Origin of the sequence: Micromonospora pallida (assembly GCF_900090325.1) — a bacterium.
Taxonomy (GTDB): domain Bacteria; phylum Actinomycetota; class Actinomycetes; order Mycobacteriales; family Micromonosporaceae; genus Micromonospora; species Micromonospora pallida.
Genome location: NZ_FMHW01000002.1, coordinates 2,988,527 through 3,004,895, shown reverse-complemented (window position 1 = coordinate 3,004,895; position 16,369 = coordinate 2,988,527). Strand labels below are relative to the sequence as shown.

Annotated in this window: 6 protein-coding genes; 5 read left to right on the top strand and 1 reads right to left on the bottom strand. The window is 73.4% G+C overall.

The window, feature by feature from the left end; translation table 11 throughout:
* The first annotated feature begins 2 nt into the window (after positions 1–2).
* From GA0074692_RS12045 to GA0074692_RS12025, 5 genes are read left to right on the top strand one after another with little or no spacing between them, the layout of a single operon-like run.
* Entirely contained in the window at positions 3–5,474 is a 5,472-nt protein-coding gene (locus tag GA0074692_RS12045; protein WP_091643448.1) for a type I polyketide synthase, read from the top strand.
* Between the two features lie 17 nt (positions 5,475–5,491).
* Positions 5,492–6,436, top strand: a complete 945-nt coding sequence (locus GA0074692_RS12040) for a TauD/TfdA family dioxygenase (RefSeq protein ID WP_091643445.1) — start codon at positions 5,492–5,494, stop codon at positions 6,434–6,436.
* Complete coding sequence (locus tag GA0074692_RS12035; protein WP_091643442.1) at positions 6,436–6,627, top strand: MbtH family protein; 192 nt, start codon at positions 6,436–6,438, stop codon at positions 6,625–6,627. The genes GA0074692_RS12040 and GA0074692_RS12035 overlap by 1 nt, the downstream gene beginning before the upstream one ends.
* The gene (locus tag GA0074692_RS12030; RefSeq protein ID WP_091643439.1) at positions 6,624–9,749 is read left to right on the top strand and encodes a non-ribosomal peptide synthetase; all 3,126 of its coding nucleotides are present in this window, start codon (positions 6,624–6,626) and stop codon (positions 9,747–9,749) included. The genes GA0074692_RS12035 and GA0074692_RS12030 overlap by 4 nt, the downstream gene beginning before the upstream one ends.
* On the top strand, positions 9,749–15,256 hold the full coding sequence (locus GA0074692_RS12025) for a non-ribosomal peptide synthetase/MFS transporter (RefSeq protein WP_091643435.1): 5,508 nt from the start codon (positions 9,749–9,751) through the stop codon (positions 15,254–15,256). The genes GA0074692_RS12030 and GA0074692_RS12025 overlap by 1 nt, the downstream gene beginning before the upstream one ends.
* Before the next feature lie 217 nt (positions 15,257–15,473).
* Here GA0074692_RS12025 and GA0074692_RS12020 read toward each other — a convergent pair whose 3' ends face one another.
* Positions 15,474–16,151 (bottom strand): GGDEF domain-containing protein, encoded by a 678-nt coding sequence (locus tag GA0074692_RS12020; RefSeq protein WP_091643432.1) that lies wholly within the window; start codon positions 16,149–16,151, stop codon positions 15,474–15,476.
* Positions 16,152–16,369 lie beyond the last annotated feature (218 nt).

Below are 16,369 nucleotides of genomic sequence, written 5' to 3'. Positions count from 1 at the left end.
CAATGGACAACCCGCTCACAACCGTTCTTCCCGGCGAGGAAGACGGCGTCGAGCCGATCGCGATCGTCGGCCTGGCCGCCCGCCTGCCGGGCGCGGCGGACGTGCACGAGTTCTGGCGCAACCTGGTCGACGGCGTGGAGTCGGTGACGACCTTCACCCGCGAGGAACAGCTCGCCCGGGGCGCGACCGTCGAGGAGGTCGACGACCCGAGCTGGGTCCACAAGGCCCCGGTGCTGGAGGCGTTCGACGAACTCGACGCCGGCCTGTTCGGCATGACCGCCCGGGAAGCGGAGATGACCGACCCGCAGCACCGGATCTTCCTGGAGTCCTGCTACACCGCGTTGCAGGACGCCGGCTACGACCCGGCCCGCTACGACGGCGCGGTCGGCGTGTACGCCGGCACCGGCGGGAACCTCTACCTGCAACTGCACGTCTCGAAGAACAAGCGGGTCGGCGGGGCCCTGCACTCGGCCGTCTCGGTGGCCACCGGCAACTCGCCGAACTACGTGGCCACCAACGTGTCGTACCGGCTGGACCTGCGCGGACCGAGCCTGACCGTGCACACCGCCTGCTCCACCTCGCTGGTCGCGTTCCACCTGGCCTGCGAGTCGCTGCGCAACGGCGAGTGCGACATGGCCCTGGCCGGCGGGGTCAACGTGGAGCTGCCGCACGGCGTCGGCTTCATGGGCATGGAGGGCTTCACCTCCCCGGACGGCCGCTGCCGCCCGTTCGACGCCGGCGCGAACGGCACCGTCTGGGGCAGCGGCGTCGGGGTCACCGTCCTGAAGCGCCTCTCCGACGCCATCGCCGACGGCGACACCATCCGGGCCGTCGTCCGGGGCAACGCCATCAACAACGACGGCGCCGGCAAGGTCGGCTTCACCGCGCCCAGCGTCGACGGGCAGATGGAGGCCGTCGCGCAGGCCGTCGAGGTGGCCGGCGTCGACCCGCGCACCATCACCTACGTCGAGGCGCACGGCACCGGCACCGCGATGGGCGACCCGATCGAGATCGCCGCCCTGGCCGCCGTCTACGGCCGGGACACCGACGAGCGCGGCTGGTGCGGCATCGGCTCGGTGAAGAGCAACATCGGCCACCTCAGCCAGCCCTCCGGCATCGTCAGCGTGATCAAGACCGTGCTGGCCATGGAGCACGGGCTGATCCCGCCGACCATCAACTACGAGACCGCGAATCCGGCGATCGACTTCGCCGACACCCCGTTCTACGTGGCCAACACCCTCACCAAGTGGGACAACGACGCCGGCCCGCGCCGCGCCGGGGTCAGCTCGTTCGGCATCGGCGGCACCAACGCGCACGTGGTGCTGGAGGAGGCCCCGGCGGTGTACCGGGCCGAGCGGCGGGTCCGCCCGGCCCACCTGCTGCACGTCTCGGCGCGTACCGCCACCGCGCTGGACACCGCGCTCACCCGGCTCGCCGACCACCTGGAGCAGGCCACCGGCGGTGGACCGGAACTGCTCGCCGACGTCGCGCACACCCTGCGCGTCGGCCGGCAGGAGTACGCCCACCGGGCGACCGTGGTCGCCACCGACCTGCCCACTGCAGCGTCCGGACTTCGTGATCGGAGGCGCGGACATCGCGGTCTGACCGATGGTCCAGCGCCGAGAGTGGGTTTCCTGTTCAGCGGCCAGGGCGCCCAGTACGCGGGCATGGGCGCGCAGCTCTACGCCGAGGAGCAGGCCTTCGCCGCCATGGTGGACGAGTGTGCTGAACTGCTCCGTCCCGAACTCGGCCTCGACCTGCGTGACCTGATCCTCGGCCGGGACCCGGACGCGGCGGAGCGGCTCACCGAGACCCGCTACACCCAGCCCGCCCTCTTCGTCGTCGAGTACGCCCTGGCCACCCTCTGGCAGCGCGCCGGGGTCCGCCCGGCGGCGATGATCGGCCACTCCATCGGCGAGTACGTCGCCGCCACCGTCGCCGGGGTGCTCACCCTCCCCGACGCGCTGCGGGTGGTCGCCGCCCGGGGCCGGCTGATGCACTCGCTGCCCACCGGCGCGATGCTCGCGGTCAGCCTGGACGAGTCGGTGGTCGCCGAGACCATCCCCGAGGGGCTGTCGATCGCCACCGTCAACGGGCCGGGCACCTGCGTGGTCGCCGGCCCCACCGAGGCAATCGCCGCGTACGCCGAGACCCGCAAGGGCAAGTGCAAGCCGCTACGCACCTCGCACGCCTTCCACTCGCCGATGATGGACCCGATCCTCGGCGAGTTCACCGCGCTGATGGCCACCGTGGCACTGCGGAAGCCGACCGTGCCGTTCCTGTCCAACGTGACCGGCACCTGGATCACCGACGCGCAGGCCACCGACCCGGCGTACTGGGCGGCGCACCTGCGCCAGCCGGTCCGCTTCGGGGCGTGCGTGGCCACCCTGCTCGCCGAGGGCACCTGGTCGCTGGTGGAGTGCGGCCCGGGGAAGCAGTTGGCGAACCTGGCCCGGATGCAGGTCGCCAAGGGCGCGCCGGAGCAGCGGGCGCTGACCCCGCTTGGCAGCCTCCCCGGACCGACCGAGGACACCGGCGACCTGGCCACCTTCCTCGCCACCGCCGGCGCCCTCTGGTGCACCGGCGTCGGCGTCCGGCTCGACCGGGACCCGGCCGCCCGGCGGGTGCCGCTGCCCACCTACCCGTTCGAGCGGAAGCGGTACTGGATCGACGCCGACCCGGTCCAGCCGGCCGCCGTCGCGGAGACCCCGTCCGGGCCCCGGCCGCTGCCGGAGTGGTTCGCCGTACCGGTGTGGCGGCAGGCCGCGCCCGAACCGCGCCGCGTCCCACTCGGCCGCTGCCTGGTGCTGGTTGACGGGGCACGCGGGGAGGCGCTGGTCGGCGCGCTGCGGGACGGCGGGGCCGACCCGGTCGTCGTGCGTGCCGGCGACGAGTTCGCCGCCACGGCTGACGGCTACCGGCTGCGCCCCGGGGTCCGCGCTGACCACGACGCGCTTGTCGCCGCGCTCGGCGCGGAGCTGCCCGACCGGCTCGTGCACGCCTTCGCCCTGGACGGCGACCCGACCGGCACCGACCTCGCCGCCACCTCCGCCGCCCTGGACCGGGGCTTCTTCGACGCGCTGCACCTGGTGCAGGCGCTCGCCGGGGCCGGACGGACCGCCGAGGAGCGGAACCTCACCCTGGACCTGGTCACCGCCGGCATCGGCGACGTGACCGGCCCGGACCTGACCCGCCCCGAACACGCCACCCTGCGCGGCCTGGCCCGGGTGCTCCCGGTCGAGCTGCCCGGCCTGACCGTGCGGCTGGTCGACGCGGACCCGGCGGCCACCGACGCCACCGCGCTCGCCGCCGAACTGACCCGCCCGACCGGCGACGTCACCGAGGTGGCGCTGCGCGGCACCCGGCGCTGGGTCACCGACCACGAGCAGGTCACCCTCGACGGGGAGGAGGCCGGCACGACCCTGCGCGAGGGCGGCCGGTACGTGATCACCGGTGGCCTGGGCGGCATCGGCATCACCCTGGCCGAGGACTTCGCCCGCCGGGCCCGCGCGAAGCTGGTGCTGCTGGCCCGCTCCGGCCTGCCGCCGCGCGAGGCGTGGGACGACCACCTGGCGGTGCACGGCGACGACCGGGCCGGCCGGGCCATCGCGGCGATCCGCCGGATGGAGGCGGCCGGCGCGCAGGTGCTCGTCCTCGCCGCCGACGTCACCGACCCGGCCGACCTGCGCCGGGTCCGCGTCGCCGCCGAAGAGGCGTACGGCGGGATCGACGGCCTCGTGCACGCCGCCGGCCTGCCCGGCGGGGGCATGGCCGAGATCAAGGAGCGCGCCGAGGCGGAGCGGGTCCTCGCCCCCAAGGTCGCCGGCACCCTTGCCCTCGCCCAGGTCTTCGGTGACCTGCCGATGGACTTCGTCGTGCTCTGCTCGTCGATCACCGCCGTGATCGGCGGCTTCGGTCAGGTCGACTACTGCGCGGCCAACAACGCCCTGGACGCGTACGCCCGTGCGGGGCTGGGCTGGCGGGCGCCGGTGCTGTCGCAGAACTGGGGCGGCTGGGCCGAGGTCGGCATGGCCGTCGAGACGAACGTGCCGGCCGGATTCCGGGCCGCGAGTCGGGACACGGTCACCACCACGGTCGACCACCCGGTCCTCACCACCCGGGTCACCACCGGCACGGAGACCGTGCTGCACGGCCTGGTCTCCGCCACCACCCACTGGCTGCTCGACGAACACCGCATCGGCGGGGTGCCGGTGGTGCCCGGCACCGCCCACCTGGAGGCGGTCCGCGCCGCCGTGGTCGCCGCCGTGCCCGCCCCCGCCGGGGACGCCCTGGTGGAACTGCGGGACGTGGTCTTCCTCGAGCCGTTCTCGGTGCCCGACGGCACGGTCGCCCAGTACCGGGTCGAGCTGACCGGCACCGACGAGGGGGTGGACTTCGCGGTCCGCAGCCTCGCCGCCGGTGAGCTGCGTACCCATGTCCGGGGCTCGGCCGGGTGGACCACCGAGCCCGCCCCGGCGGCCCGGGACCTCGCCCCGGTGACCGCCGCCTGCCGGCGGATCGACGACGACTCGTCCTTCGGGCGGGGCCGGACCAGCATGCTCACCTTCGGTCCCCGCTGGCACTCGCTGCGCGAGCACCACCTCGGCGCAAGCGAGGAACTGGCCCGGATCGAGGCCCCGGCGGCGGCGCGGGGCGACCTGTCCGCCTGGGGTCTGCACCCGGCGCTGCTCGACGTGGCGACCGCGTTCGGGCGGGGCCGGGGCTCCGGCACCTACCTGCCGCTGTCGTACGGGCGGATCGTGGTGCGCGGCCCGCTGCCGGCCACCTTCGCGAGCCACCTGCGCTACCGCGACGGCGAGACCGACGAGGTGGTCGCCGCCGACCTCTCCCTGGTCGACGCCGACGGGCGGGAACTCGTCGCGATCAGCGACTTCGTGCTGCGCAAGGTGGACCAGGACGCGGTCACCGGTGGACTCGCCACGACGGCGTCGCCGGCCCCCGGGCCGGCCGGTACCGGGCCGACCGAGGACATCCGCCCGGTCGACGGGGCGGAGGCGTTCCGCCGCAGCCTCGCCGCCGGCCTCGGCGCGCAGGTCGTCATCGCCACCCGGAGCGTCGCCGACCTCCGGCAGCGGGTCGGCCGGTTCACCACGGAGACGCTGGAGACCGAGGCGGAACCGACCGGGACCACCGCCGTCGCCGGCACCTCCGCCGCACCCCGCACCGAACTGGAGGCGACCATCGCCGGGGTCTGGCAGGACAACCTCGGCGTGGACACCGTCGGCGTGGACGACGACTTCTTCGCCCTCGGCGGCAACTCCCTGGTCGCGGTGCAGCTCATCGCGGCGATGCGCAAGGCCACCGGGATCCGCCTGCCGATGCGCAGCCTCTTCGAGACGCCCACCGTGGCGGGCCTGGCGGCCCGGATCGAGGAACTGCGCGCCACCGCGCCGGCCGAGGAACCGACCGCCGCACCGACCATTTCGGCCATCCCCCGACTGCCCCGCGCCTGAGAGAGAGGAGACCAAACATGAGCGACACGATCGCCACGCTGCCGGTGGTCGTCGAGAACGACGGCACCCCGCTCACCGACCTGATCGACCGGCGCCGGGCGGAACTGCGGACGACCCTGGTCGAGCACGGCGGACTGCTGTTCCGCGGCTTCGACGTCGGCGGGGTGGACGGGTTCGACCGGGTGGTCCGGGCCCTGGCCGGAGAGCCGCTGACCTACACCGAACGCTCCTCGCCCCGGCACGCCATCAAGGGGAAGGTCTACACCTCCACCGACTACCCGCAGGACGAGGAGATCTTCCTGCACAACGAGAACTCGTACCAGGCGCGCTGGCCGCTGACGCTGTTCTTCTACTGCATCACCCCGCCGGACACCCTCGGGGCGACGCCCCTGGCCGACGTACGCCGGGTCTACCAGAACATCGACCCGGCGGTACGTGAGGAGTTCGTCCGGCGGCGCTGGATGCTGGTCCGCAACTTCCACGCCGACTTCGGCACCCAGTGGCAGCACGTGTTCAACACCGACGACCGGGCCGAGGTCGAGGCGTACGCGGCGGCGAACCGGATCGAGCTGGAGTGGCTCGGCGCCGACGGGCTGCGCACCCGCGCGGTGCGGGACGTGGTGCACCACCGGCCCGGCTCGGACATCCCTCGCTGGTTCAACCACGCCACCTTCTTCCACGTCACCAGCCTCGCCAAGGACCTCCAGGAGGGGCTGCTGGAACTCTTCGGTGCCGAGGGGCTCCCCGCGAACACCTACTACGGCGACGGGGCGGAGATCCCCACCGATGTCATGGACCATCTGCGTGAGGCGTATCGTGCCGCCAGCGTCCGTTTCGACTACCAGCGCGACGACGTGTTGGTGGTGGACAACATGACCGCCGCGCACGGCCGCGAGCCGTTCACCGGTCCCCGCAAGATCGCTGTCGCCATGGCCGAACCGCACACCCCTGGAGAGAAGTGATGTCCGACCCCCGTTTCCTGGTCGTCCGCAACGACGAGGAGCAGTACTCGATCTGGGCGGCCGACCGGGAGCTCCCGGCGGGCTGGCAGGATGCCGGCTTCGCCGGCACCCGTGAGGAGTGCCTCGCCCACATCGACACCGTGTGGACGGACATGCGGCCGAAGTCCGTGCGGGAGGCCGCCGCATCATGACCGACGTGAAGGAGTGGACCTTTCCGGCGTCGTACGCGCAGGAGCGCGTCTGGATCGCCAACCAGCTCGACGCCGCCTCTCCGGTCTACAACGTCTCCCTGCTGTGGACCTTCCCCGAAGGGCTGACCGCCGAGCAGGCCAGCGCGGTGTTCGGCGCGGTGGTCGCCCGCCACGAGGCGCTCCGCACCCACCTGCGGGTCGACGACGGGACGCTGACCCAGGTCGTCCGCCCTGCCGAGCAGGTCGACCTCGAGGTGATCGACCTGCGCGACCTGCCGGAGCCGCAGCGGCGGCCCCGCTTCGACGAACTGCTCGCCGAGCTGGCCCGCACCCCGGTCCCGATGGACGCCGGGCCGCTCTGGCGGGCCCGGCTGGTCCGGATGGCCGACGACCGGGTGGTCCTCCAGGGCGTGGTGCACCACGTGGTCTTCGACAGCCGGTCCGCGGTGATCCTCACCGAGGAGTTGGCCGCGCTGGCCCGGGCCGCGCTCGGCGGCACCCGCCTCGACCTGCCCGAACTGCCCATCCAGTACGCCGACTTCGCGGTCTGGCAGCGTGACCAACTGGTCGGCGCGGAACTGGACCGGCAGCTCGGCTTCTGGCGGGAGCGGCTGGCCGGTGCCCCGGCGGCGACCACCCTGCCGCTGGACCGGCCCCGACCCGCGGAACTCGGCTATGCCGGGGACGAGCTGCACTTCACCCTGCCCGACGGTCTGCTCGACCGGGTCGGCGGGCTGGCCACCGGGTCGACGGCCACCCCGTTCATGGTGCTGCTGGCCGCCTTCACCGCCCTGCTGCACCGGATCTCCGGCGACCGGGACCTGGTCGTCGGGGTCTCCACCGCCGGCCGGGACAACCCCGAACTGGTCCCGCTGATCGGCATGTTCGTCAACCCGGTGGCGCTGCGCTGCGACCTGGCCGGTGACCCGACCTTCGCCGAACTGGTCGCCCGCACCCGGGACGCCCTGGTCGACGCGATGGAGCACGGTGGCACGCCGTTCCAGCGGATCGTCGAGGCGGTCGCCCCGCAGCGCGACCCGTCGGTGCAGCCGCTCTTCCAGACCGCGTTCAACTTCATCCCGGACTCCGGTCTGGACCCGGTCGCCCTCGGCACCACCAAGGACGACCTGGCCTTCGACATCACCACCACGACCAGCCGGCTGCTCTACCGGACCGCGCTGTTCGACCGGGCCACCGCCGAGGTGGTGGTCGCCCGCTACGTCCGGCTGCTCGACGCCGCCGTGACCGACCCGGGGCAGCGGGTCTCCGCGCTGCCGCTGCTCGACGACGCCGAGCGGGAGCGGGTGCTGCGGACCTGGAACGACACCGCCCGGGACGTCCCGGACTCCACCCTGGTCGCCGAGATCGAGCGGCAGGTGGCGGCCACCCCCGACGCCACCGCCCTGGTCGCCGACGACGTCCGGCTGACGTACGCCGAGCTGAACGCCCGCGCCAACCGCCTGGCCCGGGTGCTGGTGTCCCGGGGCGCGGGGCCGGGGGAGCTGGTCGCCCTGGCGCTGCCCCGCTCGGCGGAACTGCTGGTGGCGATCCTCGCCGTGCTCAAGTCCGGCGCGGCGTACCTGCCGGTGGACACCGCGTACCCGGCCGGGCGGATCGCGTACCTGCTCGAGGACGCGGCACCGGCGCTGGTGCTCGCCACGGCCGACACCGCCGCACTCGTCCCGTCCGGCGCGCTGGTGCTCGACGGGGCGCTGACCGTCGACGGGGACGGTGCCGATCTGACCGACGCCGAGCGGACCGCGCCGCTGCGGGCCGCCCACCCGGCGTACGTGCTCTACACCTCCGGCTCCACCGGCCGTCCCAAGGGCGTCGTGGTGGAGCACCGGGCGGCGCACGCGTACCTGGCCTGGGCCCGGGCCACCTACCCGGGGCTGGCCGGCACCGCGCTGCTGCACTCGCCGGTTTCCTTCGACCTGACCGTCACCGGCCTGCTCGGCCCGCTCACCGCGGGCGGCACGGTCCGGCTGGCCGGGATCGACGAGGCCGCCGCTCGGGCCGGCGGGCCGCCGGACTTCCTCAAGGTCACCCCGAGCCACCTGCCGCTGCTCGACGCCGCGCTGTCGCCCACCACCGACCTGGTCATCGGCGGCGAGGCGCTCACCGGCGAGCAGCTCACCGCCTGGCGGGCCGACCACCCGGGCGTCGCCGTGATCAACGAGTACGGCCCGACCGAGGCGACCGTCGGCTGCGTGGCCGCCCGGATCGCCCCTGGCGAGTCGGTGCCGGCCGGGCCGGTGCCAATCGGCCGGCCCACCTGGAACATGCGCGCCTACCTGCTCGACGCGACGTTGAACCCGGTGCCGCCGGGCGTGGTCGGCGAGCTGTACGTCGCCGGGGTCCAGCTCGCCCGGGGCTACCTACGTCGGCCGGGCCTGACCGCCGAACGCTTCCTGCCCTGCCCGTACGGGGCGCCGGGGGAGCGGATGTACCACACCGGCGACCTGGCCCGCTGGCGGGCCGACGGGACTTTGGAGTACCTCGGCCGCCGCGACCACCAGGTGAAGGTGCGGGGCATGCGGATCGAGCTGGGCGAGATCGAGTCGACGCTGCTCGCCCACCCGGGCGTCCGCGAGGCCGTGGTCGCCGTCCGCACCGACTCGGGTGAGCCGAGCCTGGTCGCGTACCTCGTCGGCACCGCCGCCGAGGCGGACGTGGCGGCCGAGGCGGCCCGGCAGCTTCCCGTGCACCTGGTGCCGGTGGCGTTCGTCCGCCTCGACGCGTTGCCGCTGACCCCCAACGGCAAGCTGGACCGGGCCGCGCTGCCCGCCCCGGCGGCGCCGACGGCCGAACCGTCCCACGTGGACCCGCGCACCGACGCCGAGGTGCTGGTCGCGGAGGTCTTCGCCGACATCCTCGGGGTGGAGAAGGTCGGCGCGTACGACGACTTCTTCGCCCTCGGCGGCAACTCGCTGCGCGGCATGCGGGCGATGTCCCGGATCCGCGCCGAGGTCGACGTGGACCTGCCGATGCGGGCCCTGTTCAGCGCCCCGGTCGTCGCCGACCTGGCCACCCAGATCGAGGCGCTGATCGCCGCCGAGGTCGACGAGCTCTCCGCAGCCGAGGTCGCCGCGCTGCTCGCGGCGGAAGAGGAAAAGCCCTGATGACAGACCTGAAGGACGCCGCGGCCCGGGACGCCGCCCGGCAGGCGCTGATCGCGTCCCGACTCCGCAAGCGGCGGGCCACCCCGGCGTCCGGGATCACCCCCCGGCCGCCGGAGGCGACGGTGCCGCTGTCGTACGCCCAGGAGCGGGTCTGGTTCATGGACCAGCTCGCCCCGGGCGAGGCGGCGTACCACATCGCGGTGCCGCTGCGGGTACGCGGACCGCTCGACGTGCCCGCCCTGCGGGCCGCGCTGACCGCGCTGACCGACCGGCACGAGTCGCTGCGCACCCGCTTCCCGGCCGACCCCGACGGGCGCCCTACCGTGGTCGTCGCCGACCACGTCGAGGTGCCGTTGACCATCGTGGACGTCCCCGACGAGGCCGCCGCGCAGGAACTGGTCGACCGGGCCGCCACCGAACCGTTCGACCTGGCCACCGGGCCGCTGCTGCGGGCAACGCTGATCCGGCTGGCCGACGACGACCACGTGCTCTTCCTCGGCAAGCACCACATCGTCGGCGACGGCTGGTCGGTCGACGTGCTGCTGCGCGACCTGATCACCTGCTACCGGGGCGGCGAACTGCCCACCCTGCCCGTCCAGTACGGCGACTTCGCCGTCTGGGAGGCCGGGCAGCTCGACGGTCCGCAGGCGCGGGGGCACCTGGACTACTGGACCGAGCGGCTGGCCGGCATCACCCCGCTGGAACTGCCGCTGGACCTGCCCCGCCCGGCCACCCAGACCTACCACGGCGACTTCGTGGAGTTCACCGTCGACCGGGCGGTCACCGACGCGCTGACCGCGCTGACCCGGGACGCGGGCGGCACGCTGTTCATGACGCTGCTCGCCGCGTACCAGGTCTTCCTGGCCCGGCACGCCGGCCAGGACGACTTCGCCGTCGGCGCGTCGGTGGCCGGCCGCTCCGCCCCGGAGCTGGAGGACGTGGTCGGCATGTTCATCAACATGCTGCCGCTGCGGGCCGACCTGGCCGGCGACCCGCGCTTCACCGAGCTGCTGGCGGGCACCCGGCGCAGTGTGCTGGACGGCTTCGAGCACGCCGAGGTGCCGTTCGCCCGGGTGGTGCAGGAGTTGGGCCTGCCCCGGGACGTCAGCCGCTCCCCGGTGTTCCAGTCGATGTTCGTCCTCCAGAACTACGAGATGGGCCGTTTCCGGTCCACCTCGGAGGGCGCCGAGGTCAGCTTCGAGTGGCAGCCGATGGAGCTGCGCGCCACCCGGTTCGACTTCGAGCTGCACGTGGTGGAGGTCGAGTCCGGGCTCTGGGGGAAGCTGGTCTTCAACACCGACCTGTTCACCCGGGCCACCGTCGAGCGGATGGCCGACCGGTTCACCACCCTGCTCCGGGCGATCGCCACCGCGCCCGACACCCGGGTCTCCGCCCTGGCGCTGACCACCCCGGCCGAGCGGTCCCTGGTCACCGGCTGGAACGCCACCGCCGCCGACTTCCCCGACACGGCCACCCTGCACGGCCTGGTCGAGGCGCAGGTCGCCCGTACCCCGTCCGCCCCGGCGGTCACGTTCGACGGACGCACCTGGACGTACGCGGAGCTGAACGCGGCGGCCAACCGGATCGCGCACCGACTGCGCGTTGCCGGCGTCGGCCCGGAGACCCTGGTCGGGGTCTGCGCGGAACGCTCCTTCGAGCTGGTCGCCGGGCTGCTCGGTGTGCTCAAGGCCGGCGGGGCGTACCTCCCCCTCGACCCGGAGTACCCGGCCGACCGGCTGGCCTTCATGGTCACCGACGCGGACGCCCCGGTGGTGCTGGTCCAGGACCACCTGCGCGACGTGCTGCCGGCCACCGACGCCACCGTCCTCGCGCTCGACGACGCGGGCGTCTGGGCCGACCAGCCGACCGACGACCCGACGCCCACCGCCGGCCCCGGCAACCTGGCGTACGTCATCTACACCTCCGGCTCCACCGGCCGCCCCAAGGGCGTGCCGAACACCCACCGGGGCATCGTCAACCGGCTGGACTGGATGCAGCGGACGTACCGCCTCGGCGGCGACGACGCGGTGCTCCAGAAGACCCCGGCCAGCTTCGACGTGTCGGTGTGGGAGTTCTTCTGGCCGTTGCAGACCGGCGCGCGGCTGGTGCTCGCCAAGCCCGGCGGACACAAGGACGCCGGCTACCTGCGTGACCTGCTGGTCGCCGAACGGGTCACCACCGCCCACTTCGTGCCGTCGATGCTGACCGTCTTCCTCGCCGAGGACGGCGTCGAGGCGGCAACCGCGCTGCGCCGGGTGATCTGCTCCGGCGAGGAGCTGCCGCTGGCCTCGGCGGTCGAGTTCACCGCCCGGCTGCCCTGGTGCGGCCTGCACAACCTGTACGGCCCCACCGAGGCGGCCATCGACGTCAGCGCCTGGCCCTGCGAACCGGCCGCCCTCGCCGGCCTGACCAGCGTGCCGATCGGCGGGCCGATCGCCAACCTGCGGCTGCACGTGCTCGACCCGGCCGGCGCCGAGTGTCCGGTCGGGGTCGCCGGTGAACTGCACATCGGCGGGGTGGGGCTGGCCCGGGGCTACCACCGCCGGCCGGCGCTGACCGCCGAGAAGTTCGTACCCGACCCGTTCTCGGGCGAGCCCGGTGCCCGGCTCTACCGCACCGGTGACCTGGCCCGCTGGCGGATCCAGCCGGACGGCAGCGGCGTGATCGAGTTCCTCGGCCGGATCGACCACCAGGTCAAGCTGCGCGGCCTGCGGATCGAACTGGGCGAGATCGAGAGCGCGTTGCGCGACCAGTCCGGGGTGACCGAGGCGGCGGTGATCGTCCGCGAGGACACGCCGGGCGACAAGCGGCTGGTCGCGTACCTGGTCGGGACGGCCGAGCCGACGGCGCTCAAGGCGGCGCTCAAGGAACGCCTGCCCGAGTACATGGTGCCGAACGCCCTCGTCACCCTGGACGCCCTCCCGCTCAGCCCCAACGGCAAGCTCGACCGGAAGGCGCTGCCCGCCCCGGTGGTCAGCCGGGAGGCGTCGGTGGCCCTGGTCGAGCCGCGTGACGACACCGAACGGCTGCTCGCAGGCATCTGGTCGGAGGTGCTCGGCGTCCCCACGCTCGGCATCGACGACGACTTCTTCGACCTGGGCGGGCACTCCATGCTCGCCACCCAGGTGGTGGCGAAGATCCGCAAGGCAAACCTGGACACCCGCCCGGTCGGCGTGATGGACCTGTTCCAGCAGCGCACCATCCGCGACCTGGCCGCCTTCATGACCGGCGACGCGGAGGCCGACGGCCCCCGTCGGCTCCTCTACGAGCTGACCAAGCCGATCCCGGCCGCCCAGCGCACCCTCACCTACGTCTGTGTCCCGTACGGCGGCGGCAGCGCCATCGTCTACCAGCCCCTCGCCGACGCCCTGCCGGCCGGGCACGCCCTCTGGTCACTGGCGATCCCCGGCCACGACGTCGGGCTGGACGAGGCGGCGCTGCCCTTCGACGAGCTGACCACCCGGGTCGCCGAGGAGATCCTGGAACGGGTCGAGGGACCGCTCGCCCTGTACGGCCACTGTGGCGTGGGCAGCGCCATCGTCGCCGACGTGGCACGCAAGGTCGAGGCGGCCGGACGGGAGATCGAGGCGCTCTACATCGGCGCGATGTTCCCGTTCGCCCGGCCGAAGGGACCTCTCGCCGCGCTGCGTACCCGCCTGGAGAAGCTGCGCAGCAACCGGCACTACGCGAGCTGGCTCAAGTCGATGGGCGTGGACACCGACGAACTGGACCCGGAGCAGGCGGACCGGATCCTCAGCAATATGCGGGCCGACTCGCGCGCCTCGGAGGAGTACTTCACCGGACTGCTCGACCGGCAGGCGGTGAAGCTGCGGGCCCCGATCGTCTCGGTGGTCGGCTCGGAGGACCCGGTCACCGACTACTACACCGAGCGGTACGCCGAGTGGCAGTTCCTCAGTGACACCGTCGGCCTGGTCGTGCTCGACCAGGCCGGGCACTTCTTCCTCAAGTACCGGGCCGACGAGCTGGCCGAGGTGGTCACCTCGACCCACCGGGCGGTGACCGCCGGGGACACCAGCGCGCTGGAGCCCGCCGCGAAGGGGGAGGACGCCGCCTGGACCCTGCGGGACTGGCAGCGGACCGGGGACGAACGGCCGACGAAGGACGTGGTCAAGCCGAGTATGGCCCGGTTCCTCGCGGTGACCGTCGGGCAGCTCGTCTCCACCACCGGCAGCGCGCTGACCGCGTTCGCCCTGCCGATCTGGTTGTTCACCGAGACCCGCTCGGTGACCAATCTCGGCGTGCTGTGGGCCCTCGCCCTGCTCTGCGGCGTGCTGATGCTGCCGGTGGCCGGCGCGATCACCGACCGGATCAGCCGGCGCCGGATCATGATGATCGCCAGTTCCTCGGCGGGTGCGGTGCAGCTCGTCCTGGCCGCCCTGCTCTGGACGGACAACCTCGTCCTCTGGAACATCTACCTGCTGGTCGCACTGAGCCAGGTGGCCGGGTCGTTCCAGCGGATCGCGTACCAGTCGTCGGTGCCGCAGCTCGTGCCCAAGCGCTACCTGGGGCACGCAATGGGCCTCGCCCAGCTCTCCAACGGCTTCGCCCTGCTGCTGATGCCGGTCTTCGCGGCCGGTCTGCTCGCCGCGATCGAGCTGAAGGGCATCCTCCTGCTCGACGTGGCCAGCTACGTGGTGGCGGTGGCGACCCTGGCCGTGGTCCGCTTCCCGGACCTGCTCGGCTGGCGTCCCCGGGAGCGGCTGCTGGTGGCCATCGCCAACGGCCTGCGCTACTCGTGGAACCACCGGGGCTTCCGGACGATGCTCGGCTACTTCGCGCTGGGCAACATCTTCCTGGCTCCGGCGCTGGTGCTGACCACCCCGCTGGTGCTGTCCTTCGCCACCGCCACCGAGGTCGCCCAGGTGGCCCTGGCCGAGGCGCTCGGCGCGGTCGCGGGCGGCGTGCTGATGTCGCTCTGGGGCGGCCCCCGGCACCGCCGGATGATCGGGGTGCTGGTCGGCAACCTCGGTACCGCCCTCGGTTGTGTGATCGTCGGGCTGGACGCGTCGGTGGTGGTGATCGCGGCGGGGGCCTTCTGGCTCGCCATGTCGATGACCACCGCGCAGAGCATCTACGCCACCATCGTCCAGGTGAAGGTGCCGCAGCGGTACCACGGTCGGGTGTTCAGCCTGAACCAGACCATCTCCTGGTCGACCCTGCCGATCGGGTTCGCCCTGCTGGCCCCGGCCGCCACCGCCTGGTTCGAGCCGATGCTCGCCCCGGGCGGGACGCTGGCCGGCTCGGTGGGCGCGGTGATCGGCACCGGCGAGGGGCGGGGGATCGGCTTCGCGTACGTGGTCTTCGGCGCGATGCTGGTCCTGGTCACCCTGGGTGGCTTCGCGATCCGGCTGCTGCGCCGCTTCGACCTCGAGGTCGAGGACTCGCTGCCCGACGACCTGATCGGCGCGCAGGAGCGGGAACGCCGCCGTGCCCAGCGGGCGGCGGAGCAGTCGCAGGAGGAGGAGCGGGTGCCGGCCGCGGTCTGACGGTCACGACGCAGCCGGGCGGCGATCTGCCGCGATGACCGACCGGCCCGACGGACCCCCGGCACGCGTGCCGGGGGTCCGTCGTGTCCGGACGCCCGGGTCACGGCCGTGGGGTGCGGCCCGCTGGGCGGCCGTGCCGCCGGGCGTCGTCTCGGCGTCGACTCCGATGCCCGATCCGGCCGGGGCGGTGTCCAGGCCGGCCGGGCGCGGTCGACGGTCAGTGATGGACGGTCATCGGGTCTATGTGGTGGGTGTCGACGTGGTGGGTGTCGACCAGTTGGCGGGGCGGACGCGCTGCCCCGAGGCTCTTCGCCCGGTACATCGCGGCGTCGGCGCGGCAGAGCGCGTCGGCGAGCTGGGCCGGGCAGCGTACCGGCGCCAGGCCGACCGAGGCGGTGATCCGCAGGCTGACCGTGCCGTGCTGGATCGGCGCGGCGAGCGCGTCGCCGAGCCGGCGGGCGGTGTGGTCCATCCACCGGCGGTCCTCGGTGTGGCTGGCCAGCAGCCCGGCGAACTCGTCACCGCCGAGCCGGGCCACCAGGTTCTCCCCGGCGAACGCCGCGAAGCGCTGCGCGACGCTGACCAGCACCTGGTCCCCGGCGGCGTGGCCGTACCGGTCGTTGACCAGCTTGAAGTCGTCGAGGTCGAGGACGACGGCGATGAGTGGCTGCCCGGCGGCGTCGGTGAGCAGGGTGGCGGCGAGGCGGTAGAAGGCCCGGCGGTTGGGCAGGCCGGTCAGTGGGTCGTGGCTGGCGGCGTGCCGTTCGGCGGTGAGTTCCGCCTGGAGCGTATCGAGCCGCGCCTCGGCGCGGATCGCTCGCTGCCGGAGTTGCAAACCGGCGGCGACAGCTCCGGCGGCGCAGATGCCGGACACGATGGTGAACGGATCTGGCACCGACGTCCCCCCGTCATCGCGTCACGGGGCGCCGTGGGACGGCCGGCACATCCCCTGTGCCGGACCTCTTTGCCCTGGTCGCACCCGGGTATGGGTAACTGATAGTGAACGGCCCGGTACCGCTCATGTGCGTTATCATGCTCGCTGTCCAGTGCAGATGCAATAGCAGATGCACGTGCATCTGCCGATCAGTCGATATTTTGTGCACCCTTCGTCGT

What these genes read in the sequence shown, in the direction of transcription:
- GA0074692_RS12045 (WP_091643448.1), top strand. Translation starts at nt 3, where the DNA reads ATGGACAACCCGCTCACAACCGTTCTTCCCGGCGAGGAAGACGGCGTC.
- GA0074692_RS12040 (WP_091643445.1), top strand. Translation starts at nt 5,492, where the DNA reads ATGAGCGACACGATCGCCACGCTGCCGGTGGTCGTCGAGAACGACGGC.
- GA0074692_RS12035 (WP_091643442.1), top strand. Translation starts at nt 6,436, where the DNA reads ATGTCCGACCCCCGTTTCCTGGTCGTCCGCAACGACGAGGAGCAGTAC.
- GA0074692_RS12030 (WP_091643439.1), top strand. Translation starts at nt 6,624, where the DNA reads ATGACCGACGTGAAGGAGTGGACCTTTCCGGCGTCGTACGCGCAGGAG.
- GA0074692_RS12025 (WP_091643435.1), top strand. Translation starts at nt 9,749, where the DNA reads ATGACAGACCTGAAGGACGCCGCGGCCCGGGACGCCGCCCGGCAGGCG.